A 24,877-nucleotide genomic window follows, 5' to 3' on the forward strand; every position below is an offset into this window, starting at 1 on the left:
GCCATCGTCATCAGACGTAATGCGTTGCAGGGCACATTCTCGCATGTGGACGAGACATCATAAAAAACGAAAATTCGGCCGCCTGGTTCTTCCCGCCATCACCGTCGCCTTCGTCTCCTATTTCGGCTATCATTCCGTGCATGGCGATCTTGGTCTCGTCGCGACCGAGAAATTCGAGCGCATGCGTCTTGACCGCGATGCCGAACTGGCCAAGTTGGTCAAGAAGCGGGAGGCCTTGGAGAGGCAGGTCCAGCTGATGAGCGACGGATCGCTGGAAAAGGACATGCTGGATGAAATCGCGCGATATCAGCTGAATGTCTCGCGTGACGATGAAATCGTGATCTTCAACAGCTACTTCTGAATTAACCGAATTCTGGTTAATTCAGTGTTTTCTCCATGATTTCATAGGTTTAATAATCATGTGAGCCATGCATTTATGGCATTGCTGGCCTATGCTTTCTTGCCTATGGTAGTCGCAACCAAACAAACTCGCAGGGAGGTTATGAATGGCGCCCAAGCAAGCCGCGTCGGCAGCCGGTCGCAAGACGGCGGCAAAGCCTGCAAAATCCAATGGTGGAGCAATCGCTGACTTCGACAAGGCCGAAGAACTGAAGGCCTATCGCGAGATGCTGCTCATCCGCCGCTTCGAAGAAAAGGCCGGCCAGCTGTATGGCATGGGCTTCATCGGCGGTTTCTGTCACCTCTACATCGGTCAGGAAGCTGTCGTTGTCGGCATGCAGATGGCGCTGAAAGAAGGCGACCAGGTCATCACCGGTTATCGCGACCACGGCCATATGCTCGCCTGCGGCATGAGCGCGCGTGGCGTCATGGCGGAACTTACGGGTCGTCGCGGCGGTCTTTCCAAGGGGAAGGGTGGCTCGATGCACATGTTCTCCAAGGAAAAGCATTTCTACGGCGGCCACGGCATCGTTGGCGCCCAGGTCTCGCTCGGTACCGGTCTCGGTTTTGCCAACAAGTATCGCGGCAATGACAATGTCTCGCTCGCCTATTTCGGCGACGGTGCGGCCAACCAGGGCCAGGTCTATGAAAGCTTCAACATGGCGCAGCTGTGGAAGCTCCCGGTCATCTACGTGATCGAGAACAACCGCTACGCTATGGGTACCGCCGTATCGCGTGCCTCGGCTCAGACGGATTTCTCGCAGCGCGGCGCCTCCTTCGGCATTCCGGGCATGCAGGTCGATGGCATGGATGTGCGCGCCGTCAAGGCGGCGGCCGACGAGGCTGTCGAACATTGCCGCTCCGGCAAGGGTCCGATCATCCTGGAAATGCTGACCTATCGTTATCGCGGTCACTCGATGTCCGACCCGGCGAAGTATCGCTCCAAGGATGAAGTGCAGAAGATGCGCTCCGAACATGACCCGATCGAGCAGGTGCGGTTGCGTCTGGTGGAAAAGGGCTGGGCCTCGGAAGACGAGTTGAAGGCCATCGACAAGGATGTCCGCGACGTCGTGGCCGACTCGGCCGATTTCGCCCAGAACGATCCGGAGCCGGATGTATCCGAGCTCTACACCGACATTCTGCTCTGATTTCGGGGAGGGAACCTCATGCCGATCAATATCCTCATGCCCGCCCTCTCTCCGACCATGGAAGAAGGCACGCTGTCCAAGTGGCTGAAGAAGGAAGGTGACAAGGTCACCTCCGGCGACGTGATCGCCGAAATCGAAACCGACAAGGCGACCATGGAAGTGGAAGCTGTCGACGAAGGCGTCATCGGCAAGCTGCTGATCGATGCCGGCACCGAAAACGTCAAGGTCAACACGCCGATCGCCGTCCTTCTGCAGGAAGGCGAAAGCGCCGACGCCATGGCTGCCGCACCGAAGGCCGATGCCGACACTCCGGCGGCAACCTCCGATGCCGCGGGCGGCAAGGCGCGCGAAGCCGCCGACGAGCCGGCCTCGTCTGCCGACAACAAGGTCCCGGCCCAGCCGAAGACCGAGGTTGCAGCCGATCCGGACATTCCGGCTGGCACCGAAATGGTGATGACGACGGTGCGTGAAGCGCTGCGTGACGCCATGGCGGAAGAAATGCGCCGCGATCCGGACGTCTTCGTCATGGGTGAAGAGGTCGCCGAATACCAGGGCGCCTACAAGATCACCCAGGGCCTGCTGCAGGAATTCGGCGCCAACCGCGTCATCGACACCCCGATCACCGAACACGGTTTTGCCGGCGTCGGTGTCGGTGCGGCCATGGCCGGCCTGAAGCCGATCGTCGAATTCATGACCTTCAACTTCGCCATGCAGGCAATCGACCAGATCATCAATTCGGCTGCCAAGACCCTCTACATGTCGGGCGGCCAGATGGGCGCACCGATGGTGTTCCGTGGTCCGAACGGCGCGGCTGCCCGCGTTGCCGCCCAGCACAGCCAGGATTATGGCGCCTGGTACAGCCACATTCCGGGTCTCAAGGTGATCCAGCCTTACACAGCGGCCGATGCCAAGGGTCTCCTGAAGGCGGCGATCCGCGATCCGAACCCGGTCATCTTCCTGGAAAACGAAATCCTTTACGGCCAGTCCTTCGAAGTGCCGAAGATGGATGATTTCGTGCTGCCGATCGGCAAGGCGCGCATTCACCGCGCCGGCAAGGATGTCACGCTCGTCTCCTGGGGCATCGGCATGACCTATGCGGTCAAGGCTGTCGCCGAACTGGAACAGGCCGGCATCGATGTCGAATTGATCGATCTGCGCACGCTGCGTCCGATGGATCTTCCGACCGTCATCGCCTCGGTCAAGAAGACCGGCCGTCTGGTGACGATCGAGGAAGGTTTCCCGCAGTCGTCGGTCGGCGATTTCATCGCCAACACCGTGCAGCGCGAGGCATTCGATTATCTCGACGCCCCGGTTCTGACGATTGCCGGCAAGGATGTACCGATGCCGTATGCGGCCAATCTTGAGAAGCTCGCTCTGCCGAATGTCGGCGAAGTGGTCCAGGCCGTCAAAGCCGTCTGCTACAAGTAACGGGAGGGCAGGCTCATGCCGATCAACATCACCATGCCCGCCCTCTCTCCGACGATGGAAGAGGGCAATCTCGCCAAGTGGCTCGTCAAGGAAGGCGACACGGTCAAGTCCGGCGATGTGATCGCCGAAATCGAGACCGACAAGGCGACGATGGAAGTCGAAGCCGTCGATGAAGGCGTTGTCGCCAAGATCGTCGTGCCGGCCGGCACCGAGGCCGTCAAGGTCAATGCGCTGATCGCGATCCTTGCCGCAGACGGCGAGGATGTGGCAGCCGCTGCCGCTGGCGGTGGTGCTGCCGCGCCCGCACCGAAGGCCGAAGCGGCTCCGGCCAAGGCCGAGGCGGCGCCCGCCGCGGCTCAAACGCCGGCGGCTGCCCCTGCGGCTTCTCCGGCTCCTGCCGCCGCCTCTGGCGAACGCGTCTTTTCGTCGCCGCTCGCCCGTCGTGTGGCCAAGGAAGCCGGCATCGACATCACCAAGGTGTCCGGCTCCGGTCCGAAGGGCCGCGTCGTGAAGTCGGATGTCGAAAAAGCCGTCGCTGGCGGTTCCGCCAAGGCCGCACCGGCGGCTGCGCCGGCCGCTGCCGCATCGGCGGCTGCTCCGACGCTTGCCAAGGGCATGTCCGAGGATGCGGTTCTGAAACTGTTCGAGCCGGGTTCGTACGAACTCGTGCCGCATGACGGCATGCGCAAGACGATTGCCAAGCGCCTGCAGGAAAGCAAGCAGACCATTCCGCATTTCTACGTCACCGTGGACTGCGAACTGGATGCGCTGCTCGCCCTGCGTGCCCAGCTGAACGATGCTGCTCCCCGCAAGGATGGCGCGCCGGCCTACAAGCTTTCGGTCAACGACATGGTCATCAAGGCCATGGCACTGGCCCTGCGTGACGTGCCGGAGGCCAACGTTTCCTGGACGGATGCCAACATGGTGAAGCACAAGCATGCCGATGTCGGCGTTGCCGTGTCGATCCCGGGCGGTCTCATCACCCCGATCATCCGCAAGGCAGAGCTCAAGAGCCTGTCTGCCATCTCCAACGAGATGAAGGATCTCGGCAAGCGGGCGAAAGACCGCAAGCTGAAGCCGGAAGAGTATCAGGGCGGCACCACCGCCGTGTCCAACATGGGCATGATGGGCGTGAAGAACTTCGCCGCCGTCGTCAACCCGCCGCATGCCACCATCCTGGCGGTCGGTTCGGGCGAGGAACGGGTCGTGGTGAAGAATGGCGAGATGAAGATCGCCAACGTCATGTCGGTCACGCTCTCCACCGACCACCGCTGCGTCGATGGCGCGCTGGGAGCCGAACTGCTCGGCGCCTTCAAGCGTTACATCGAAAACCCGATGGGCATGCTGGTGTAATCGGCAGATCCGCTGCCGTGCGGGCGTGAATTTGCGTCGGATTGGCCCTATTTATAAAAGGGCCAATCACGCACAGCGAGGGTAGTGACGATGACGAAGGAACCGGGTCAGATGATCCTGCCGATGCTGCGCGAAATGCGCACGGAAATGCAGGAGGGCTTTGCTACTGTCAATCAACGGCTTGAAAAGCTGGAGGAGGGGCAGAAGAGCTTCCGCAACGCTCTTTCGGCAGACAGTCTGATGTCCAAATTCGTCATCGGCGATTTCGAGGAACGGCTTGCCACTCTCGAACGCAGGTTCGATGATTTCACGAAGGCGAAGTGACCGAGACATGAAATCCATCCTCGCCTTCGGTGACAGCCTGACCTGGGGATATGATCCCGTGTCGCTCGGTCGGCATGCCTATGAGGACCGCTGGACGAGCGTGCTGCAGAAGGGCTTGGGCCATGGTGTGCGGGTCATCCCGGAAGGATTGAACGGTCGCACTACGGCCTATGACGATCATCTCGCCGATTGTGAACGCAACGGCGCGAAACTGCTGCCGAGCGTGTTGGAGACGCACAAGCCGCTGGATCTGGTCATCCTGATGCTCGGCACCAACGACATGAAGCGGGGCATTGCCGGGTCTGCGGCACTCGCGGCAAGCGGCATGAAGCGGTTGGTGCAACTCATCCGCCATCACGCCTGGGGTTTCGATTTCGACGGACCGGATATCCTGATCGTCGCGCCGCCAAAGACTTGCGAGACGGCGAATGTGCAGTTTGCCGCGATGTTTCGCGGTGCACTGGACGAATCGGCGATGCTCGCCAGCCTCTACCGTGATCTCGCCGACGAGGCAGGCTGCGGTTTCTTCGATGCCGGATCGGTGGCGAAGACGACACCGCTCGATGGCATCCACCTCGATGCGGAGAATACGCGGGCCGTTGGCCGCGGTCTGGAGCCCATCGTGCGTATGATGCTCGGGGTTTGAGACGCGACCGAACAAGGGAAGATTGATCAGGGTCAAGGAGAACAGGCAAACGGTGAGAGTAGCATGACACTCGATGTCACGAAGACGGAGGGACGATCATGTCGAACACGCCACACCATCTTGCAGAGGAATTTCCGGAGCATCTCGGTCAGATGCGCCACCTGCGGGAGACGGACGGTCACTTTCACCGGCTGGCAAGCCAATATGAGGACGTCAATCATCGCATCCATCTGGCTGAAACGGATCTGGAGCCTTGCGACGACGTCCACATGGCAAACCTGCGCAAGCAGCGCCTGGCCCTGAAGGATGAAATACACGGGATGTTGACGCGGGCGGAGCCGCTGGTCGAAGAGGCCGAAGCCTGACCAGTCCGCCGCTTCCACTCCCGATACGAACAAAGACGACGGCCAAGGGCCGGTTCGACAAATTCTGGAAGGAGTGGAAGCGCCCATGGCTCAATCCTATGACGTCATCATCATCGGCTCCGGCCCCGGCGGTTATGTCACCGCCATCCGTGCAGCACAGCTTGGCCTGAAAACGGCCATCGTGGAGCGCGAGCATCTGGGCGGCATCTGCCTGAACTGGGGCTGCATCCCGACCAAGGCACTGCTGCGCTCGGCTGAAATCCTTGATCATGCCAATCACGCCAAGGCTTACGGCCTGACGCTGAACGGCACCATGACCGCCGACGTGAAGGATGTCGTCGCCCGTTCGCGCGGCGTATCCGCCCGCCTCAATGGCGGCGTGGCGTTCCTCATGAAGAAAAACAAGGTCGACGTGATCTGGGGTGAAGCGAAGCTCACCAAGCCCGGCGAGATCGTCGTTGGCCCGTCGTCGAAGCCGGCGGTTCAGCCGCAGAACCCGGTTCCGAAGGGCGTGCTGGGCGAGGGCACCTACACGGCCAAGCACATCATCGTTGCGACCGGTGCCCGTCCCCGCGCGCTGCCCGGCATTGAGCCGGACGGCAAGCTGATCTGGACCTATTTCGAGGCCATGAAGCCGGACTTCATGCCGAAATCGATCGTTGTCATGGGGTCCGGCGCCATCGGCATCGAATTCGCGTCCTTCTACCGCTCGATGGGCGTCGATGTGACCGTCGTCGAACTGATGCCGAACATCATGCCGGTTGAAGACGTTGAAATCTCTACCTTCGCCCGCAAGCAGCTGGAAAAGCGCGGCCTGAAGATCATCACCGAGGCCAAGGTCTCCAAGGTCGAGAAGGGCGCGAATTCAATCACCGCCCACGTCGAGACGAAGGACGGCAAGGTGAGCCAGATCACCGCAGATCGCCTGATCTCGGCTGTCGGCGTGCAGGGCAATATCGAAAACCTCGGTCTCGAGACCCTGGGCGTCAAGACCGACCGTGGCTGCATCGTCATCGACGGTTACGGCAAAACGAATGTGCCCGGCCTCTACGCGATCGGCGATGTCGCCGGTCCGCCGATGCTTGCCCACAAGGCCGAGCATGAAGGCGTCATCTGCATCGAGAAGATTGCAGGCGTGCCGGGCGTTCACCCGATGGACAAGGCAAAGATTCCGGGCTGCACCTATTGCAACCCGCAGGTCGCCTCTGTCGGCCTGACGGAAGCCAAGGCAAAAGCCGAAGGTCGCGAGATCCGCGTCGGCCGTTATTCCTTTGCTGCCAACGGCAAGGCGATCGCGCTCGGCGAGGACCAGGGCATGATCAAGACGATCTTCGACAAGAAGACCGGCGAACTGCTCGGCGCCCATATGGTCGGTGCGGAAGTCACCGAACTCATCCAGGGTTTTGTCGTCGCCATGAACCTGGAGACGACGGAAGAAGAGCTGATGCACACCATCTTCCCGCATCCGACGCTCTCGGAAATGATGAAGGAAAGTGTGCTCGACGCCTATGGTCGCGTCCTGAACGCCTGAGTTCGTCTTGTACCGCGCTCCGCCATTGTGTCGGGGCGCGGAAGCGACCATATGAGTGTCCAAAACGGAGGGCGGTCATGGAAGGTTTGGGTTTCTTCGGCACGATCATCATCGGCGGTCTCGCCGGATGGCTGGCCGGCATGTTGATGGATCTACGCTTTGGTGTGTTCATGAACATCGTCATTGGCGTGGTCGGGGCAGCGCTTGCCAGCGCGATCTTCCAGCGGGCCGGCATCTGGGTTGAACCCGGTGTGTGGGGCGGGCTGGTCAGCGGTTTCATCGGCGCCTGTGCTCTGTTATTTGTCGCCAAACTCGTCAGACGCTAATTCGCCGGTCTCGGCCGGCCTTGAAAGCAGGTTATCATGGTCACCATTCTTGATCGCACCGCCTTGCCGGATGATGCAAAGCGCGTTCGCCATCCGGAAAAGGCGCATCGTCCGGATACGGAAGTCATGCGCAAGCCCGAGTGGATCCGCGTCAAGGCGCCGACGTCCAAGGGCTATCAGGAAACCCGTGAACTGGTGCGCAGCCACAAGCTGGTGACCGTTTGCGAGGAGGCCGGCTGCCCGAACATCGGCGAGTGCTGGGACAAGAAACACGCGACCTTCATGATCATGGGCGAGATCTGTACGCGCGCCTGTGCCTTCTGCAACGTGGCGACAGGCAAGCCGAACGCGCTGGATCAGGACGAGCCGGAAAACGTGGCCAAGGCCGTGCGCCAGATGGGGCTCAGCCACGTCGTCATCACCTCCGTCGACCGCGACGATCTGGAGGATGGCGGCGCCGAGCACTTTGAGAAGGTGATCTGGGCGATCCGCGCCGCCTCGCCGATGACGACGATCGAGATCCTGACGCCGGACTTTTTGAAGAAGCCGGGCGCGTTGGAGCGTGTCGTCGCCGCCAAGCCCGATGTCTTCAACCACAATATGGAAACCGTGCCCGGCAATTACCTGACGGTACGCCCCGGCGCGCGCTACTTCCATTCGGTGCGCCTGCTGCAGCGGGTGAAGGAACTCGACCCGACGATGTTCACCAAGTCCGGCATCATGGTCGGCCTCGGCGAAGAGCGCAACGAAGTCCTGCAGCTGATGGACGACCTGCGCACCGCAGACGTCGATTTCCTGACGATCGGCCAGTATCTCCAGCCGACCCGCAAACATCACAAGGTCGAAAAGTTCGTTACGCCGGAAGAATTCAAGTCCTACGAGACCGTCGCCTATACCAAGGGCTTCCTGATGGTCTCGTCGAGCCCGCTCACGCGTTCCTCGCACCATGCCGGTGATGATTTCGCCCGGTTGAAGGCGGCCCGCGAAAAGAAGGTGCTGGCGGCAGCCGAATAAGGGGCGCCGGTGACGGCGCTTTTATCGGCCGCCGCCACCGAATGGCCAAGCGCAGCAAAACCTGTCGCGGATTCTTTTCTGGAAGGCAAAGGCGCGCGAGGCAAACAGAAAGACCTGTCAGGTTTCCTTGTGACAGACGGTCCTGGTTTCTCCGTTCTTCCTTTCTCGCAGGGCAAAACGGTGTGCCCGTGCTTCTTCCTTGGCAACGCCGACGAGGTAGGCAAGCACCGGCAGCTTGTTCATGTCCGCAAGTTGCCGAGCCCCCTCGAGCAATTGCATGATATGCGTGAAATCATCCATGTCGTATGTCCTGTACTCTATGCAACGCCGGACTTTGTCTCTCTGCCGATGTGGGCATCTCTTTTCGCCCTTGATCACATTCGTGACGTTGTTTCGTCAAGACTTTGCTGAAAGACAATTTTAAGCCGAGGGAAGAATAGTAAATGCGGTACATCTGCTCTATGCCGGGCGAGCGCTGTTTTGACGCTTCAACACCAGTGCGTCGGGGAAAGGCTGGTGCAGCGACCAACTGTCACTTGCCAATGATCCTGTTCGCCATTAGCTGAAACCCATGCCGAAGTTTGAAAATCACCGCCCCGTCAGACATTCTCCGGAAGACATGTTCGCGCTTGTCGCCGATGTGGAGAAATATCCCCAGTTCTTGCCGCTCTGCGATGCGCTGACCGTGCGCTCGCGCAAGGAACGTGATGGGAAGACGCTGCTTCTGGCCGATATGACGGTCGGATACAAGGCGATCCGCGAAACCTTCACCACCCAGGTCCTGCTCAATCCGGCGGAACTGGTCATCGATGTGAAATACATCGAAGGTCCGTTCAAGTATCTCGACAACCGCTGGCGGTTCCAGCCGGCACCGCAGGGCTGCGTGGTCGACTTCTACATCGACTACGAATTCAAGAGCCGCATTCTTGGCGCAGTGATGGGCTCCATGTTTGATCGTGCCTTCCGCATGTTCGCCGAAGCCTTCGAGGCGCGTGCGGACAAGATCTACGCCTGAACAAGCTCCAGCAGAAGTTCGAGCGCGGTGTGGATCGTGGCGAGCCGCACGCGGTCTCGGCCGAGATCACCATACCGCATCTCGCGGTGGATCATCCTGCCGCCGCGGCTCAAGGCTGCGAGATGGACGAGCCCGACGGGCTTCTCGCTCGAGCCGCCGCCAGGACCGGCAATCCCCGTCACTGCAACGGCGCAATCGGCGGCTGAGCGCCAAAGCGCACCCTTGACCATCTGCAGCGCCGTTTCGCATGAGACTGCGCCATAAGCGTCGAGCGTTACGGGCATCACGCCCAGAAGATCCATCTTCGCTTGATTGCTGTAGGTGATGAAACCGCGGTCGACCACGGCGGAGGAGCCGGCGATTTCCGTCAGCGCCCCGGCAATCAGGCCGCCGGTGCAGGATTCTGCCGTTGCGATCATCCAGCCCCTGTCGCGGTAGGCGGCAATGACCTGTTCGGCGAGCTGAACACTATCCGGCGGGAGGGCGGTCATGAGGACAGCACCCCGTAGACGACGGTTGCCGTGGCGATGGCGGCAATGCCTTCCTTGCGACCGATGAAACCGATCTTTTCGTTGGTCGTCGCCTTGATCGAACAACGGTCGATCGAAATGCCGAGGATATCCGAGAGGTTCTGTCGCATCGCCTCACGGTGCGGGCCCACCTTCGGGGCCTCCGCGATGATCGAGACATCGGCATTGGTGATGATGCCGCCGTGCTGGCGGACGATCTCCGCCGCATGGGCGAGGAAGATCCGCGAGGCGGCGCCTTTCCACTGCGGGTCGGATGGCGGGAAATGATCACCGATGTCACCCGCGCCGCAGGTAGCGAGCAGGGCATCCGTCAGCGCGTGCAGCGCAACATCGGCATCGGAGTGGCCGCTGAGCTTCTGGTCATGCGGCATGAACACGCCGCAAAGCGTCACGCCATCACCTTCGACGAGCTGGTGGACGTCATAACCATTGCCGGTGCGGACATCCGGCAGGGCAGGGTGGCGGGACAGTTTTTCATCGGCCATGGTGATGTCTCGTCTAAGCGTCAGTTTCACATTGTCGGGCGAACCTTCGACCAGTCGCACCGGAATTCCTGCCCATTCGGCAATCGATGCGTCATCGGTGAAGTCGTGGCGGTCCGAAGAGGCCGCCCGTAGATGGGCATCCAGGATCGCAGGCAGTGCAAAACTCTGTGGGGTCTGTGCCGCCCAGAGGCCGGCGCGCGCGACGGTGGTTTCGACGGTCGCGTCGAGGCCCGCCCGCTTCAGCGTGTCCGTGACGGGAAGGGCCGGAAGCACGGCGGCCTCGCCGCTCTCGAGTTCGGCTGCGATACGGTTCAGAAGGTCGTGGCCAATGAACGGTCGTGCGGCATCGTGGATCATCACATGCGTGGCGTCCGTCTGCGAAAGGCAACGCAGGCCTTCGAGGACCGATTGCTGCCGCGTCGCGCCGCCGAACGTCGTCAGGATGCGCCCAGCCTCAGCCAGGTTCTCGCACGCCTCGGCAAACAGCGTCTGGTCATCCGGGTGGATGACGACGACGATCGGCCCGGCCTGCTGCCAGGTGAGGAACTGGCGCAGGGTGTGCCGGATCACCGGCTCGCCGCCGATCCGGCGATACTGTTTCGGCCCTTCTTGCGGCGTTCCGGCGCGTTCGCCGCGTCCGGCGGCAACGATGACTGTTCCAATGATCATGCGTGGTTGGATCCGGGCACCCTTAGGGATTTGATTGACATGAGGAATTGACAGTCGAGAACTATAGACTCAAAAGCACCTTTTCCAGCATGTCGCCTAGAAATAACGCACACTGGGATTAGCTCTTGGCAAACGCGCAAACACTGAATAAAAATAGTGCACAAATCTCATGTGCCCGAAAGATCATCAATTGAGTCCCTTCGATCTTGCATCGCCTGTTGCCATCGGGTCGGTCGTCATCCGCAACCGCATCGTGCTGGCGCCGATGTCCGGCGTGACGGACCTGCCGTTTCGCCAGCTCGCCTGGCGCTATGGCGCCGGTCTGGTGGTCACGGAGATGGTCGCAAGCCGCGAACTGGCACACAACAAGGGTGAATCCTGGGAACGCCTGAAGGGCACCGGCATTCGTCCACACATGGTGCAGCTTGCCGGGCGCGAGGCGCACTTCATGGCGGAGGCGGCCCGCATTGCGGAAGCCAATGGCGCCGATATCATCGACATCAACATGGGGTGTCCGGCGAAGAAGGTGACCGGCGGCTATTCCGGCTCGGCGCTGATGCGCGACCCCGATCATGCGCTGTCCCTGATCGAGGCCGTGGTGGCGGCGGTGAAGGTACCGGTCACCGTCAAGATGCGCCTTGGCTGGGATGAGAACTCCATCAATGCACCGCACATCGCCGCGCGGGCCGAACAGGCCGGCGTGCAGCTGATCACGGTGCATGGGCGCACGCGCATGCAGTTCTACGAAGGCCGTGCCGATTGGGATGCGATCCGCCCCGTCCGCGATGCCACCCGCATTCCGCTGATCGCCAATGGCGACGTGGAAACGGAAGCAGACGCCATCAGCATCCTGCAGCGATCGGGCGCCGATGCGGTGATGATCGGCCGCGGCGCACAAGGACGGCCCTGGCATTGCGGCGTGCTGGCGGGACGGCGCGAGCCGCCGGCGGCCGAGCGGGCGGCGGTTGCCTGTGAACATTACGAGATGATGCTCGGCTTTTATGGTCGCGAGGCCGGCCTGCGCCATGCCCGCAAGCATGTGGCCTGGTATCTCGACCGCAACGCACCGGATATGGATCCGCAGGAAAAGGCGGCATTGATGACAGAAAAGAACCCGGAGCAAGTGCTGAAGATCCTTCAGCGCGCGCTCTCAGAGGCCACCGGCGAACCCTGCAAGGAGGCCGCATGAGCGCGAACCACGCCGATCAAGGCGCCAATGCGCTGGCCATGGCGGTGCTGAACTCGGTTCAGAACCCCGTGGTGCTGGTGAACCAGGAGGGCATGATCGCTTTCGCCAATTGGGAGGCCGAGGCCTTTTTTGGCGCTAGCGCCGCCCATCTCGCCCGCAACAAGATCTCGACCTTCATTCCCTTCGGCAGCCCGCTGCTGGCTCTGATCGATCAGGTGCGCGACCGCAAGGCGCCGGTGAATGAATATCGCGTCGACCTCTCGTCGCCACGCCTCGGCCAGGACAAGCTGGTCGACCTCTACGTGGCGCCGGTCGTCAGTGAGCCGGGTTCTGTGGTGGTGGTCTTCCAGGAACGCACCATGGCCGACAAGATCGACCGCCAGCTGACGCATCGCGCCGCCGCCCGCTCGGTCACCGGCCTTGCCTCCATGCTGGCGCATGAGATCAAGAACCCGCTGTCCGGCATCCGCGGCGCCGCCCAGCTTCTCGAGAGCTCGGTGGCCGATGAGGACCGTTCGCTCACCCGGCTGATCTGCGACGAAACCGACCGGATCGTCTCGCTGGTCGACCGGATGGAGGTGTTTTCCGACGAACGCCCGGTCGATCGCGTGCCGCTCAACATCCACTCGGTGCTCGATCATGTGAAGGCGGTCGCCAAGGCCGGTTTCGGCCGCGACATCAAGATCCTCGAAAACTACGATCCCTCGCTGCCGCCGGTCTATGCCAACCGCGACCAGCTGGTGCAGGTGTTTCTGAACCTTATCAAGAATGCCGCCGAAGCGATCGGCGGGCAGCCGGACGGCGAGATCATGCTGACGACGGCCTATCGGCCCGGCATCCGGCTTTCGGTTGCGGGAACGCGGGAAAAGATCTCGCTGCCCTTGGAATTCTGCGTCATCGACAACGGGCCGGGCGTGCCGAGCGATCTTCTGCCGCACCTGTTCGATCCGTTCATCACCACCAAGACGAATGGTTCCGGCCTCGGTCTCGCACTGGTTGCCAAGATCATCGGCGGCCACGGCGGCATTGTCGAATGCGACAGCCAGGCGCGCCGGACCATTTTTCGCGTATTGATGCCCATGCACAAGGATGCAGGCTCTTTTGACGAGGGCCGTCCATGACCACGACAGGAAGCTTGAAATGACCGCTACGATCCTTGTCGCCGACGACGACGCGGCCATCCGGACCGTCTTGAACCAGGCCTTGACCCGCGCCGGCTACGACGTGCGCATCACCTCAAATGCCGCCACGTTGTGGCGCTGGATTTCGGCGGGTGAGGGTGACCTCGTCGTCACCGACGTGGTGATGCCGGACGAAAACGCCTTCGACCTTCTGCCGCGCATCAAGAAGTCGAGGCCGGAGCTGCCGGTTCTGGTCATGAGCGCGCAAAACACCTTCATGACGGCGATCAAGGCCTCGGAAAAGGGCGCCTATGACTATCTGCCGAAGCCGTTCGACCTGACGGAGCTGATCGCCATCATTGGCCGTGCACTCGCCGAGCCGAAGCGCAAGCCCGCCAAGCTCGACGACGACACGCAGGACGGCATGCCGCTCGTTGGTCGTTCGGCAGCGATGCAGGAAATCTACCGTGTGCTGGCCCGCCTGATGCAGACGGACCTGACGCTGATGATCACCGGCGAGTCCGGCACCGGCAAGGAACTGGTGGCGCGCGCGCTGCATGATTACGGCAAACGCCGCAACGGCCCCTTCGTCGCGATCAACATGGCGGCCATTCCGCGCGACCTGATCGAATCGGAGCTGTTCGGCCACGAAAAGGGCGCCTTCACCGGCGCGCAGAACCGCTCGACCGGCCGTTTTGAGCAGGCCGAAGGCGGCACGCTGTTCCTCGACGAAATCGGCGACATGCCGATGGATGCGCAGACGCGCCTGCTGCGCGTTCTCCAGCAGGGCGAATATACGACGGTTGGCGGGCGCACGCCGATCCGCACCGATGTGCGCATCGTCGCTGCCACCAACAAGGATCTGAAGCAGCTGATCAATCAGGGGCTTTTCCGCGAGGACCTCTATTATCGCCTGAACGTCGTGCCGCTGCGCCTGCCGCCGCTCAGGGATCGCGCCGAGGACATTCCGGATCTGGTCCGCCACTTCATCCAGCAGGGTGAAAAGGAAGGTCTGGACGCCAAGCGTTTCGATACCGAAGCGCTCGACATCATGAAGTCCTATGCCTGGCCCGGCAATGTGCGCGAGCTGGAGAACCTCGTGCGGCGCCTGATGGCCCTTTATCCACAGGATGTTATCTCCCGCGAAATCATCGATCAGGAGTTGCGCGCGGATGTGCCTGACAGTCCGATCGACAAGATGGGTGCGCGTCCCGGCAACCTGACGATCTCCCAGGCGGTGGAAGAGAATATGCGCACCTATTTCGCCAGTTTTGGCGACGGTTTGCCGCCGCCGGGCCTCTATGACCGGGTTCTGACGGAAATGGAGTACCCGCTGATTCTCGCCGCTTTGACCGCCACGCGAGGCAATCAGATCAAGGCGGCCGATCTTTTGGGCCTCAACCGTAACACGCTGCGCAAGAAAATTAGGGAACTTGGCGTTTCCGTTTATCGCAGTTCGCGCACGGCCTGACCGTCGGGCGCTTGACACCCGATCCGGGCTCGTTGCATTTTCGCCACAAAGTGTTGCTCCACAGTCACGCAGGCTACATGTCGAACGGACTGGGGGAGACATGCGGCAGAAACTTCAATCCGATCTTGCGTCGGCTCTTCCCGGGCTGACGCCAGACCTCCGGGGCGGCGACGCCCGGTGGAGAGGGAAGACAGCGTATGACGGAAGGATCGCCGACAACGGCCAGTGACGACCTGGCGGTGTCCGTGCAGGATCGGCGCGCGGTCTTCGCGCTGCCGGGCCTCGTGCTCGCCGGCGGAGCGCTCTCGTGCGCTGTCCTGACGCTATTCGTACTGATGGGGGTGACGCCCGTTGCCCCGACGACGAATGTCGTGATCGCCTCCGCCGTCCTGAACGCCTTCTTTGTCCTTGGGCTGATCTACCTGATCGGTCGCGAGGTCGGCCGTCTCCTGAAGGCGCGCAAACGTGGCCGTGCGGCCGCGCGGTTGCATGTGCGCATCGTTGTCCTGTTTTCGATTGTCGCGATCACGCCGGCCGTTCTGGTCGCCATTTTCGCCAGCGTCACCCTGAATGTCGGCCTGGACCGCTGGTTCTCGCTCCGCACGCAGTCGATTGTCCAGTCGTCGCTCGACGTGGCGCGCGCCTACATGCTGGAAAACGCCAGCTACCTGCAGGGCCAGACGGTCTCGATGGCGAATGACCTCGAGCGCAATCGCGCGATGTTCTACCTCGACCGCACCGGTTTCGTCGACATGATGACACGCCAGGCGAAGGGCCGTGGCATGCTGGGCGCCTTCCTGGTCCGCGAGGACGGTGCAGCGATTGCCCAGGCCGATATCGAGACGGAACGGCCGCTGCCGGCGGTTCCCTCCGACGCCCTGGCAAGTTCGGCCGCCGGACAGCCCACACTCATTCCGCCGGGTGTCACCAATCTCGTTGGCGCCATCATCAAGCTCGATGCCATACCGGGCGCTTTCCTCTACACCATTCGGGCGGTTGATCCGAAGGTCATGGCGGCCATGCGCCTGATGGAGGACAACCGGGCAGAATACCAGGCGATGGAAGCCGGGCGCATGAGCCTGCAGGTCGCCTTTGCGGTGCTGTATCTCGGTTTTGCGCTGATCGTGCTGCTTGCCGCCATCTGGACGGCCATTGCGGTCGCCGACCGTATCGTGCGGCCGATCCGCCTGCTGATCTCGGCAGCCGACAACGTTGCGACAGGCAATATGAATGTGGTTGTGCCGGTAAGGGCCGCCGATGGCGATGTCGGCAATCTGTCGCGCACCTTCAACAAGATGATCTCGCAGATCCGCAGCCAGCGCGACGAAATCCTCGTTGCCAAGGACGAGATGGATGACCGTCGTCGTTTCATCGAGGCGGTGCTTTCCGGGGTGACGGCTGCTGTGATCGGCGTCGAGGACGATCACCGGATCAGCATCGTCAATCGCTCGGCCGAAGACTTCCTGGGCCTGCCGACCGATGCGTTGATCGGCGCGCAACTCGTCGATGTCGCCCCTGAGATCGAGCAGGTGCTGCGCGAAGCGACGGTGCGTTCGCGCAGCGATCTGCGCAAGGAGGTCAACCTGATGCGCGGCGGCAAGGAGCGGACGCTCTCCGTGCAGGTCACCCGCGAGGAAAGCCGCAGCAGCGCCGAATCCTACGTCATCACGCTCGACGACATCACCGACCTGGTGATCGCCCAGCGCTCCACCGCCTGGGCGGACGTGGCGCGGCGAATCGCCCACGAGATCAAGAACCCACTGACGCCGATCCAGCTTTCGGCTGAGCGCCTGAAGCGGCGCTACGGCAAGCAGATCGACGAAAATGACCGTGCGGTCTTTGATCAGTGCACCGATACGATCGTGCGCCAGGTGGGCGATATCGGCCGCATGGTGGACGAGTTCTCCTCCTTTGCGCGCATGCCGAAACCGGCCAAGGAACAGTCGGATCTGCGCGACATCCTGCGCGATGCGATCTTCCTGCGCGAGATGGGCGCAAGCCACGTCAAGTTCCTGCGCGAGCTGGGTGACACGCCGCTTGTCGGACTGTTCGATTCGCGCATGCTCGGCCAGGCGTTTGGCAACCTCATCAAGAACGCCGTGGAGGCGATCGAGGCGGTGCCGAGCGATGCGGAGCGGGATGGCCGCAAGGTGCTGGTCCGGGCGCGGTACGACGAGGCCCGGGAGCAGTTCTGCGTTGATGTTATCGACAACGGCAACGGCCTGCCGGTGGAAAACCGCCACCGCATTCTGGAGCCCTACATGACGATGCGCGAGAAGGGCACTGGGCTTGGCCTCGCCATCGTCAAGAAGATCATTGAAGAACACGGCGGGCAGCTCGAGCTGCATGACGCACCCGTGGATTTCGATCATGGCAAGGGCGCCATGATCCGGGTTGTCTTGCCGCACGCCCAAGGGGCTGGCTCTGCCGAAACAGGCAATAAGGAAGTGGCATATGGCGTCTGATATTCTGGTCGTGGATGACGAGGCCGACATCCGTGATATCGTGTCGGGCATTCTGTCCGACGAGGGCCATGAAACCCGTGTCGCCCATGACAGCGACAGCGCGCTGGCGGCGATTTCGGATCGCGTGCCGCGCCTGGTCTTCCTCGACATCTGGATGCAGGGCAGCAAGCTGGACGGGCTGGCGCTGCTGGACGAGATCCGCTCGCGACACCCGGACCTGCCGGTGGTGATGATCTCCGGTCATGGCAATATCGAAACCGCGGTTTCGGCGATCAAGCGCGGTGCCTTCGATTTCATCGAAAAGCCCTTCAAGGCCGACCGCCTGATCCTGATCGCCGAGCGCGCGCTCGAGAATTCGAAGCTGAAGCGCGAAGTGACTGAATTGAAGAAACGCACCGGCGATGCCGCCGAGCTGATCGGCACATCGGTTGCTATTTCCCAGCTGCGCCAGAACATCGAAAAGGTCGCGCCGACCAACAGCCGCATCATGATCTTCGGACCCTCCGGTTCCGGCAAGGAACTGGTGGCGCGAATGATCCACAAGAAATCGAGCCGGGCGGGCGGGCCCTTCGTTGCGCTGAATGCGGCGACGATCACGCCGGATCGCATGGAGATCGCGCTGTTCGGAACCGAAGGCGGTCCGGGTCAGCCGCGCAAGATCGGCGCGCTGGAAGAGGCCCATCGCGGGATCCTCTATCTCGACGAAGTGGGCGAAATGCCGCGTGAGACGCAGAACCGCATCCTGCGTGTTCTCGTCGATCAGCAGTTTGAGCGGGTCGGCGGTTCCAAGCGGGTGAAGGTGGATGTGCGCATCATCTCCTCGACCGCCTACAATCTGGAAAGCCTGATCGCCGAAGGCGTGTTTCGCGAGGACCTCTATCATCGCCTCGCGGTGGTACCGGTCAAGGTGCCGGCGCTTGCCGAGCGGCGTGAGGACATTCCCTTCCTCGTCGACATGTTCATGCGCCAGATTTCCGAACAGGCCGGCATTCGCCCGCGCAAGATCGGTGAGGACGCCATGGCGGTTCTCCAGGCGCATGACTGGCCTGGAAACATCCGTCAGCTGCGCAACAATATCGAGCGGTTGATGATTCTCGCCCGCACCGATGGGCCGGATACGCCGATCTCGGCAGACATGTTGCCGCAGGATCTCGGGGATATGCTGCCGAAGGTCTCGACAAAGGGCGATCATCACATCATGACACTGCCGCTTCGCGAAGCGCGTGAAATGTTCGAGCGGGATTATCTCGTGGCGCAGATCAACCGTTTCGGCGGCAATATCTCGCGTACCGCCGAATTCGTCGGCATGGAACGTTCGGCATTGCATCGCAAGTTGAAGTCGCTCGGCGTTTAAGCCATCTTCGCCGGGGCACGTGAATCGCATCGCCCGGCGGAGGAAGACGGAGAATGAAGGTCATAATTTGCGGGGCGGGGCAGGTCGGTTACGGCATTGCCGAACGTCTGTCGCAGGAAGACAACGACGTCTCGGTCATCGATACTTCGGCGGCGCTGATCAATGTCATCACCGATACGCTCGACGTGCGCGGTTATGTCGGCCACGGCGCGCATCCGGACGTCCTGTCGAAGGCCGGTGCGGAACAGGCCGACATGATCATCGCGGTGACGCTCTACGACGAGGTCAACATCGTTGCCTGCGAGGTGGCGCATGCCCTGTTCAGCGTGCCGACAAAGATCGCCCGCATCCGCGCGCAGAGTTACCTTCTGCCGGAATATGCCGACCTGTTCAGCAGCAAGAACATGTCGATCGATGTCACGATCTCGCCCGAGATCGAAGTCGGCAAGATGGTACTGCGCCGCATTTCCTTCCCCGGTGCGACCGACGTCGTCCGGTTTGCTGATGACAATATCGCCATGGTGGCGATCGAGTGCATGGAGGATTGCCCGGTCATCAACACGCCGCTCGAACAGCTGAGCCAGCTGTTTCCGGATCTCATCGCGACGGTCGTCGGCATCTTCCGACAGGGGCGCTTGACGGTGCCGCGCTCCGCCGACCAGCTCCAGGCGGGCGATCTCGCCTATGTCATCTGCCAGCGCGACCACACGCGCCGCACGCTTGGTCTCTTCGGGCACGAGGAGCAGGAGGCGGCCCGGATCGTCATCGCCGGGGCGGGCAATATCGGCCACTATGTGGCGCGGCGCATCGAGGAGATGCAGCCGAAGACCCGAATCAAGATCATCGAAAGCGACCGTGAACGTGCCGTGACCGTGTCGGAGCAGCTGCGCCACGCTGTCGTCCTGCATGGCTCGTCGCTCGACCAGAACATCCTGCAGCAGGCCGATATCCAGGACGCCGACCTGATGGTGACGCTGACCAACAATGATCAGGTGAACATTCTCGGCGCCGTCATGGCCAAGGCGCTCGGCTGCAAGTCCAATCTCGCGCTCGTCAACTCCTCGTCGCTCGGAGAGGTGACGCGCTCGCTCAACATCGATTCGCTGATCAACCCGCGTGCCGTGACGATCTCGCGCGTTCTCCAGCACGTCCGCAAGGGCCGCATTCGTTCGGTCTATGCCGTGCAGAACGGTGCGGCCGAGGTGATCGAGGCGGAAGCGCTGGAAACCTCGCCGCTCGTCGGCCGTCCGTTTCGCGAATTGCAGATGCCGGCCGGTATCCGCATCGGGGCGATCTATCGAAACGGAACCGTCATCCGCCCGAGCGGCGACACGAAGATCAAGGCGAAGGACCGCGTCGTCCTGTTCTCCACCGCTAAATCGGTGAAGGACGTGGAACAGCTGTTCCGGGTTTCCATCCAGTATTTCTGATCGAACCCTGCGAAAGGCCGAAAACGGGTCGTTTGACAAGAAATCTGTGGATGACGTCGCAGTCGTGGCAGCCGACACGCGGTCGGTCAAGGCGTGGCTGTCCGACACCTGATCAACCCCTCTATTCGGCGTTGCGAAAAAGACATCGATTTGCTAACCAAGCTTGCGGACTACGGAGGCAGGAGAGGGTTTCCGTTTCCTCTTTTCCGAGCGTGATCAATATCCCGACCGCCCTGGTCGGCAAAAAAGAAAGAAGCGGCGCTATGGCGGAACGTTCTCAGAATCTTCAGGATCTGTTTCTCAACACGGTGAGAAAACAGAAGATCTCTCTCACCATATTCCTGATCAATGGTGTGAAACTGACGGGGGTTGTGACCTCGTTCGACAATTTCTGCGTGTTGCTGCGCCGCGATGGACATTCGCAGCTGGTCTACAAGCACGCAATCTCGACCATCATGCCAGGCCAGCCCCTGCAGATGTTCGAAACCGAAGAAGGCGCGGCCTGAGGTCTCGAAGCCTCCCGACACGGAGCGGGCCGGTTGAAACATGCCGGTCGAGCAACCACTTATGTCGGGACGAGGGACGTGTGTTTTACGTCCTCACCGCAACGAATTGAAACCGCCGGCCCTGTCGGCGGTTCTGCCGTTTGTGGGTCAGTCATCGCCCATGCGCTGCCCGAACGGTCGGACAACGCCGGAAAGATAGAGGAAGACGGCAATAGCCACACGTGACACCACACAGGAAACCCTGATCCCCGAACTGGAGCGCCGCCGCGACGACATGCGCGCGCTCGTTCTGGTGCCGGTTCTCAAACAACCAAGACAGGCGAGCCCGGCGGCTGGTGAGGTCCTTGCGCCCCCGCCGCGCCGCTCGGACGAAAGCCGCCTCGAAGAGGCGATCGGCCTTGCACGCGCCATTGACCTGACGATCGTGCAAGGCTTGATCGTCCAGGTCAGCCAGCCGCGCCCCGCGACACTGATCGGCACCGGCAAGATCGAGGAGATCAAACATCTGCTCGACGAACACGATGCGGGTCTCGTCATCGTCGATCATCCGCTGACACCGGTCCAGCAGCGCAACCTCGAAAAGGAATGGCAGGCGAAGGTCATCGACCGCACCGGCCTCATCCTCGAAATCTTCGGCCGCCGTGCCTCCACCAAGGAAGGCACGCTGCAGGTCGATCTCGCTCATTTGAACTACCAGAAGGGCCGCCTGGTGCGCAGCTGGACGCACCTTGAACGCCAGCGCGGTGGTGCAGGCTTTATGGGTGGTCCAGGTGAAACCCAGATCGAAGCCGACCGCCGGCTTCTGCAGGAACGTATCCTGAAGCTGGAGCGTGAACTGGAGCAGGTGGTGCGAACGCGCCAGCTGCACCGGGCAAAACGCCGCAAGGTGCCGCATCCGATCGTGGCACTCGTCGGTTATACCAATGCCGGCAAGTCGACCTTGTTCAACCGCATCACCGGCGCCGGTGTACTGGCGGAAGACATGCTGTTTGCCACGCTCGACCCGACGCTTCGCCGCATGAAGCTGCCGCATGGACGCACGGTCATCCTGTCGGACACCGTTGGTTTCATTTCGGATCTTCCGACGCATCTGGTTGCCGCCTTCCGGGCAACGCTCGAAGAGGTGCTGGAGGCGGACCTGATCCTGCATGTGCGCGACATGTCTGACCCCGACAATTCGGCGCAATCCGCCGACGTTCTGCGGATCCTCGATGATCTCGGCATTGACGAGAAGGAGCGCGACGAGCGCATTCTCGAAGTGTGGAACAAGATCGACCGGCTGGAACCCGAGGCACATGATGCGGTGGCGGAGAAGGCGGCGGGCCGCACGAACGTCATGGCGGTCTCGGCGATCAACGGCGAGGGCATTGACGCCCTGATGGCGGAGATTTCGCGCCGCCTGTCCGGTGTGCTGACGGAAACCACCGTGGTTCTGCCGCCGGAAAAGCTGTCGTTGATGTCCTGGGTCTACGAAAACGCCATGGTTCAGGCGCGTGAGGATCGCGAGGACGGATCGGTTGCCTTCGATCTGCAGCTTTCGGAAGAACAGGCCAATGCGCTGGAGCGAAAGCTCGGCCTCTTTCCTGTGCCAGCCAAGGAAGACTGGGAGCGCTGAGTGCTCCCGTCAGGCCTCCTGGTCGCGTTTGATCGCATAGATGAAGAGGTGCGTCCTGCGGCGGTCGGACAGTTCCCATACCTCGTCCGGCTCGACGCCGGGCACGGCAAAGCTGTTGGAGACGAGGTGGCTACCGGTCTTCATCTCGCGGCGCGCCTTTTCCCAAAGTTCTGGCATCGGCTCCGGTGACAGGAAGGCGTAGACGATATCCTCCTGAGAGAGGTCCGTCGACCAGAGGTCCTGCCGCAGGATCGTTCCCCGGCCGGAGAGTTTCGACAGACACCAGGAGACGAGCCAGGAGAGGGGTGCCGTCTCGACACCGCGGGCGATACGACCGCCTCCATCCAGCGCACGCACGACACCGCCAAGGCCTGACCCGAGATCGATGAACCGTGTCGCCTTCTTTTCCGTCATCAGAGCTGCAAGTGCCTCCGCCGTCGCCCGGTTCGTCAGGTAAAGCGGCACCCGCTCGCGTGCCGTGTTGGAAAAGACGAGCGCCAGAGCCACGAAGGCGATACCGAACGGCCAGGCCGGCAGGTTGTCGAGCGACAGTCCGACCTGGAGCGCCAGCGGAAACAACACGGCGATCCATAGCCACCAGGATGGCAGGCGAAACAGCAGGGTAAAAGCAAAAGCCACAACGCATTGCAGACTGAGCGCCAGCCCCCGCAGCAGGCCGGGTTCAAGCGTTCCGGCGAGGCTCCACGTAAGCGCCAGACCGAAGGCTGCCGCCAATACCTGGGCAAGACCGGCTGCCAGAACGGGAATGCGCCGCAGCACCGACATCAGCGTCACTCGCGCCCGTGCGGTACGGTCTTCGCTTCCTGCCAGAGCGCTTCCATCTGGTCGAGATCTGCCTCTTCAAGTGATACATTATCTGCTTGAAGAGATGTCTCGATGTATCTGAATCTATGTCGGAATTTTGTATTCGTTCCGCGCAGCGCCTGTTCCGGATCCGCCTTCACATGCCGCCCGATATTGACGAGTGCAAAGATCAGGTCGCCGAGTTCGTCCTTGACCTTCTCCGGTGCGCCCGCCTTCAGCGCCTCGCGCAGTTCGGCAATTTCCTCCTCGATCTTGTCGAGGATCGGTTCAGCCTCCGACCAGTCGAAACCGACCTTGGCGGCCCGTTCCTGCAGTTTGAGTGCCTCGGTGAGCGCCGGCTGGCTGCGCTGGACGGAGCCGAGGAAGCCGGCCTTGAAATCCTCCGTGATGCCACGGCGCGCCCGCCGCTCAGTCCGTTCGCGTTTTTCCGCCGCCTTGATCTCGTCCCACTGCACCTTCACCGCGTCCGGCGTCGAGACATCGGAGCGGGCAAAGACATGCGGATGGCGGCGGATCATCTTGGTCATCACCGCCTCCACCACGTCGCCGAACGAAAATTCGCCCGCTTCGGAGGCCATCTGCGCGTGGAACACCACTTGGAACAAAAGGTCGCCCAGCTCGTCCTTCAGGTCGTCCATGTCATTGCGCTCGATGGCATCCGCCACCTCGTAGGCTTCTTCGATCGTGTAGGGCTTGATTGTCTCGAAACTCTGCTCGATATCCCAGGGGCAGCCGGTCTCGGGGTGGCGCAGCGCTGCCATCAGGTCGAGCAGGCGTGCGATATCCTTGGAGGGTTCCATCCTCGTTCCTTTCCGGGGCAGTGCGTCAGTTGAGCGGAATCTTGTTGTCGGCCTTGTTCGCCTGGTAGGTGTCGGACAGCGCATTGTAGCGTGTCTTGATCGCGGCGATCCGCGCCTTCAGCGCATCGCGTTCCCCCGGCTCTTCCGTCTCCGCCAGGTCGGCTATCGCAAAGGAATTCCAGAAGGCGTTGTTGCGACGATAGCCGCCGGGTTCGAGATCGAACACCTCCTTCAGGATCTTCAGATCGTGCGGAATGGCGAAGGCATCGCGCGAATCCTCGTGGCTGAAGAAATAGTAGAAATTGTCGAAGCCCGCCCAGGTGATCGCCGACATGCACATGGTGCACGGTTCGTGGGTGGAGAGGAAGATCAGCTCCTTCGTGTCCGGAACCTCGCCCATCTCGTAGAAACGCTTCAGCGTGTGCACCTCGCCATGCCAGAGCGGGTTTTCCAGTTCGTTATTCGTTTCGGCCAGCACCAGAGACAGGTCGGACTTGCGCAGGATCGCCGCCCCGAACACCTTGTTGCCCTGGGAAACACCCCTGGCCGTCAGCGGAATGATATCCTCTTCGATCACATCCAGAAGGCGGGCGGCGATGGTCTTGGTGCTCACAGGCGGTGATCCCTTGGAAAGGCGGTTCGATCGCTCCACCTTATGCCGTGTGTGCGATGCAGGAAACAGCATTTGCCGCCGAGCGGGCAAGCCATCCTGTGGATGACCATGCGCCAAGAGCAACCGGGTGCATTTTCTCAAGCCTTCGCCATTGCCGGAACAGAAATACGCGAGGAGCAAGGAGCAAGGATTGCCGTTTCTTCAAGCGGAGGAGCCGTTCTGTCATAATCATCGAAAATGAGTGACACGCACGGC

Annotated in this window: 25 protein-coding genes; 20 read left to right on the plus strand and 5 right to left on the minus strand. The window is 61.6% G+C overall.

What is annotated here, in order from left to right; all coding sequences use genetic code 11:
- The first annotated feature begins 43 nt into the window (after positions 1 to 43).
- The 12 genes from OU993_RS24665 to OU993_RS24720 all read left to right on the plus strand — a co-directional run bounded on the left by OU993_RS24665 (position 44) and on the right by OU993_RS24720 (position 9,549).
- Positions 44 to 361: an FtsB family cell division protein gene (locus OU993_RS24665; protein WP_268161564.1), complete on the plus strand. Its 318-nt coding sequence runs from the start codon at positions 44 to 46 to the stop codon at positions 359 to 361.
- A gap of 145 nt (positions 362 to 506) precedes the next feature.
- On the plus strand, positions 507 to 1,547 hold the full coding sequence (gene pdhA, locus OU993_RS24670) for a pyruvate dehydrogenase (acetyl-transferring) E1 component subunit alpha (RefSeq protein WP_268161565.1): 1,041 nt from the start codon (positions 507 to 509) through the stop codon (positions 1,545 to 1,547).
- 18 nt (positions 1,548 to 1,565) lie between these two features.
- The gene (locus OU993_RS24675; protein ID WP_268161566.1) at positions 1,566 to 2,975 is read left to right on the plus strand and encodes a pyruvate dehydrogenase complex E1 component subunit beta; all 1,410 of its coding nucleotides are present in this window, start codon (positions 1,566 to 1,568) and stop codon (positions 2,973 to 2,975) included.
- 15 nt (positions 2,976 to 2,990) lie between these two features.
- Positions 2,991 to 4,328, plus strand: coding sequence for a pyruvate dehydrogenase complex dihydrolipoamide acetyltransferase (locus OU993_RS24680; protein WP_268161567.1), 1,338 nt, complete (start codon positions 2,991 to 2,993; stop codon positions 4,326 to 4,328).
- A gap of 90 nt (positions 4,329 to 4,418) precedes the next feature.
- Positions 4,419 to 4,652, plus strand: a complete 234-nt coding sequence (locus OU993_RS24685) for a hypothetical protein (protein ID WP_268161568.1) — start codon at positions 4,419 to 4,421, stop codon at positions 4,650 to 4,652.
- Between the two features lie 7 nt (positions 4,653 to 4,659).
- The gene (locus tag OU993_RS24690) at positions 4,660 to 5,298 is read left to right on the plus strand and encodes an SGNH/GDSL hydrolase family protein (RefSeq protein ID WP_268161569.1); all 639 of its coding nucleotides are present in this window, start codon (positions 4,660 to 4,662) and stop codon (positions 5,296 to 5,298) included.
- A 98-nt stretch (positions 5,299 to 5,396) separates the two neighbouring features.
- Complete coding sequence (locus OU993_RS24695) at positions 5,397 to 5,663, plus strand: YdcH family protein (protein WP_268161570.1); 267 nt, start codon at positions 5,397 to 5,399, stop codon at positions 5,661 to 5,663.
- Positions 5,664 to 5,748: 85 nt separating this feature from the next.
- Positions 5,749 to 7,194: a dihydrolipoyl dehydrogenase gene (lpdA, locus tag OU993_RS24700; RefSeq protein WP_268161571.1), complete on the plus strand. Its 1,446-nt coding sequence runs from the start codon at positions 5,749 to 5,751 to the stop codon at positions 7,192 to 7,194.
- A gap of 77 nt (positions 7,195 to 7,271) precedes the next feature.
- Complete coding sequence (locus OU993_RS24705; RefSeq protein ID WP_268161572.1) at positions 7,272 to 7,520, plus strand: GlsB/YeaQ/YmgE family stress response membrane protein; 249 nt, start codon at positions 7,272 to 7,274, stop codon at positions 7,518 to 7,520.
- 36 nt (positions 7,521 to 7,556) lie between these two features.
- Positions 7,557 to 8,534: a lipoyl synthase gene (lipA, locus tag OU993_RS24710; protein ID WP_268161573.1), complete on the plus strand. Its 978-nt coding sequence runs from the start codon at positions 7,557 to 7,559 to the stop codon at positions 8,532 to 8,534.
- A gap of 9 nt (positions 8,535 to 8,543) precedes the next feature.
- Positions 8,544 to 8,945 carry a hypothetical protein gene (locus OU993_RS24715; RefSeq protein ID WP_268161574.1) on the plus strand — a complete coding sequence of 134 codons (402 nt, stop codon included), beginning with the start codon at positions 8,544 to 8,546 and terminating at the stop codon, positions 8,943 to 8,945.
- 160 nt (positions 8,946 to 9,105) lie between these two features.
- Entirely contained in the window at positions 9,106 to 9,549 is a 444-nt protein-coding gene (locus OU993_RS24720; protein ID WP_268161575.1) for a type II toxin-antitoxin system RatA family toxin, read from the plus strand.
- Here the strand turns inward: OU993_RS24720 and OU993_RS24725 are convergent.
- The gene (locus tag OU993_RS24725) at positions 9,540 to 10,040 is read right to left on the minus strand and encodes a CinA family protein (protein WP_268161576.1); all 501 of its coding nucleotides are present in this window, start codon (positions 10,038 to 10,040) and stop codon (positions 9,540 to 9,542) included. The two genes, OU993_RS24720 and OU993_RS24725, sit on opposite strands and share 10 nt — an antisense overlap.
- Positions 10,037 to 11,233: a bifunctional 2-C-methyl-D-erythritol 4-phosphate cytidylyltransferase/2-C-methyl-D-erythritol 2,4-cyclodiphosphate synthase gene (locus tag OU993_RS24730; RefSeq protein WP_268161577.1), complete on the minus strand. Its 1,197-nt coding sequence runs from the start codon at positions 11,231 to 11,233 to the stop codon at positions 10,037 to 10,039. Before OU993_RS24730 ends, OU993_RS24725 begins: the two co-directional genes overlap by 4 nt.
- Positions 11,234 to 11,402: 169 nt before the next feature.
- Here OU993_RS24730 and dusB point away from each other — a divergent pair, with 169 nt between their 5' ends.
- From dusB to hflX, 8 genes are all read left to right on the plus strand, one after another.
- A complete protein-coding gene (gene dusB, locus OU993_RS24735) occupies positions 11,403 to 12,422 on the plus strand; it encodes a tRNA dihydrouridine synthase DusB (RefSeq protein ID WP_268161578.1) in 1,020 nt (339 codons plus the stop codon).
- Positions 12,419 to 13,543, plus strand: a complete 1,125-nt coding sequence (locus OU993_RS24740; protein WP_268161579.1) for a two-component system sensor histidine kinase NtrB — start codon at positions 12,419 to 12,421, stop codon at positions 13,541 to 13,543. The genes dusB and OU993_RS24740 overlap by 4 nt, the downstream gene beginning before the upstream one ends.
- Before the next feature lie 19 nt (positions 13,544 to 13,562).
- Positions 13,563 to 15,014: a nitrogen regulation protein NR(I) gene (gene ntrC, locus OU993_RS24745; protein WP_165219758.1), complete on the plus strand. Its 1,452-nt coding sequence runs from the start codon at positions 13,563 to 13,565 to the stop codon at positions 15,012 to 15,014.
- Between the two features lie 197 nt (positions 15,015 to 15,211).
- A complete protein-coding gene (locus OU993_RS24750; RefSeq protein ID WP_268161580.1) occupies positions 15,212 to 17,479 on the plus strand; it encodes a sensor histidine kinase NtrY-like in 2,268 nt (755 codons plus the stop codon).
- Positions 17,469 to 18,833: a nitrogen assimilation response regulator NtrX gene (gene ntrX / locus OU993_RS24755; RefSeq protein WP_268161581.1), complete on the plus strand. Its 1,365-nt coding sequence runs from the start codon at positions 17,469 to 17,471 to the stop codon at positions 18,831 to 18,833. Before OU993_RS24750 ends, ntrX begins: the two co-directional genes overlap by 11 nt.
- Before the next feature lie 53 nt (positions 18,834 to 18,886).
- A complete protein-coding gene (gene trkA / locus OU993_RS24760; RefSeq protein WP_268161582.1) occupies positions 18,887 to 20,263 on the plus strand; it encodes a Trk system potassium transporter TrkA in 1,377 nt (458 codons plus the stop codon).
- Between the two features lie 263 nt (positions 20,264 to 20,526).
- Entirely contained in the window at positions 20,527 to 20,769 is a 243-nt protein-coding gene (hfq, locus tag OU993_RS24765; protein WP_165221854.1) for an RNA chaperone Hfq, read from the plus strand.
- Between the two features lie 274 nt (positions 20,770 to 21,043).
- A complete protein-coding gene (gene hflX / locus OU993_RS24770) occupies positions 21,044 to 22,384 on the plus strand; it encodes a GTPase HflX (RefSeq protein ID WP_268161583.1) in 1,341 nt (446 codons plus the stop codon).
- Positions 22,385 to 22,393: 9 nt separating this feature from the next.
- On the opposite strand, the gene OU993_RS24775 is transcribed toward hflX, so the two are convergent.
- Genes OU993_RS24775 through OU993_RS24785 form a run of 3 tightly spaced genes read right to left on the minus strand, consistent with a single transcriptional unit; the run spans position 22,394 to position 24,622 of the window.
- Positions 22,394 to 23,170: a hypothetical protein gene (locus OU993_RS24775; protein WP_268161584.1), complete on the minus strand. Its 777-nt coding sequence runs from the start codon at positions 23,168 to 23,170 to the stop codon at positions 22,394 to 22,396.
- A 5-nt stretch (positions 23,171 to 23,175) separates the two neighbouring features.
- Positions 23,176 to 24,009, minus strand: coding sequence for a nucleoside triphosphate pyrophosphohydrolase (gene mazG / locus OU993_RS24780; RefSeq protein ID WP_268161585.1), 834 nt, complete (start codon positions 24,007 to 24,009; stop codon positions 23,176 to 23,178).
- A 25-nt stretch (positions 24,010 to 24,034) separates the two neighbouring features.
- Positions 24,035 to 24,622, minus strand: coding sequence for a deaminase (locus OU993_RS24785; protein ID WP_268161586.1), 588 nt, complete (start codon positions 24,620 to 24,622; stop codon positions 24,035 to 24,037).
- Positions 24,623 to 24,877: the final 255 nt, after the last annotated feature.

Source organism: Rhizobium sp. SL86 (assembly GCF_026672545.1).
In the GTDB taxonomy this organism is placed as follows: Bacteria; Pseudomonadota; Alphaproteobacteria; order Rhizobiales; family Rhizobiaceae; genus Neorhizobium.